This window comes from Oleiphilus sp. HI0086 (genome assembly GCF_001635225.1).
In genome coordinates this window covers 1-825 of sequence record NZ_LWFZ01001483.1, presented here as the reverse complement: position 1 = coordinate 825, position 825 = coordinate 1, and the positions used below count along the sequence as shown (strand labels likewise).

1 protein-coding gene and 1 pseudogene are annotated in these 825 nt (G+C 42.5%); both read right to left on the bottom strand.

All coding sequences use genetic code 11. The features are described 5' to 3' along the window. Window positions 1-290 (bottom strand): annotated as a pseudogene (locus A3756_RS25170) (amidophosphoribosyltransferase); the annotation flags it as partial. A 27-nt stretch (window positions 291-317) separates the two neighbouring features. Next, a complete protein-coding gene (locus A3756_RS25165) occupies window positions 318-809 on the bottom strand; it encodes a CvpA family protein (RefSeq protein ID WP_068515765.1) in 492 nt (163 codons plus the stop codon). Window positions 810-825 lie beyond the last annotated feature (16 nt).

Sequence of the window (825 nt, the reverse complement as noted above, 5' to 3'; positions counted from 1 at the left end):
GTAATACCATAAGGAGAGTTAACATAAAAAGGCTGAGCTTCCGCAGAACTAGAAGAGCCTGCAGTTGGGTAGCGCACATGCCCAATACCTACATTGCCTTGCAGGCGTTTCATATGCCGTGTACGAAAAACATCACGTACTAGGCCATTATCCTTTCTTAAAAAGAAACGATCATCTTGGCAGGTAACAATGCCGGCAGCGTCCTGGCCGCGATGTTGCAAAACGGTTAATGCATCATACAACGATTGATTCGCGTTGTTTTTTCCAACAACACCTACGATGCCACACATATGACTACCTCTTTAAAAACGTTTCTATCAAACTTTGGTTTCTTTATGACTTTCGAATACTGATCGAGACCATTGCTCTAATATAGACAAATTCTCGATCATTACCGAATTTTGCCACCAGTCGCTTTGCTCAAAAGGCGTTAAGCGAACAATGGCTACAAGCACAACTGCAAGAATTAACCCCCTGGCAAGACCAAACACAATTCCTAGCATTCTATCTATTGGGGTTAAGCCAGTTAAACGTATCAAAGCACCAACAATGAAGTTGATACCAGCACCCACCAGCAAGGTACCTATAAACAACATAATAAATGCTGCGATGGTTCTTAGTACTGGTTCATTAATTGAGTCAATCAATAAGGTTTGGAGATTAGGATGAAAGCTGCGCGCCACAATAAAGGCAACCACCCATGTAGCAAGCGACAAGGCTTCCTTAACAAAACCTCGCCTGAGACTCATTAAACTTGAAAGTGAGATAATGACGATGAGCGTCCAGTCGGCCCAATTTAAACCTGACATTTAAAGCGCATTAACC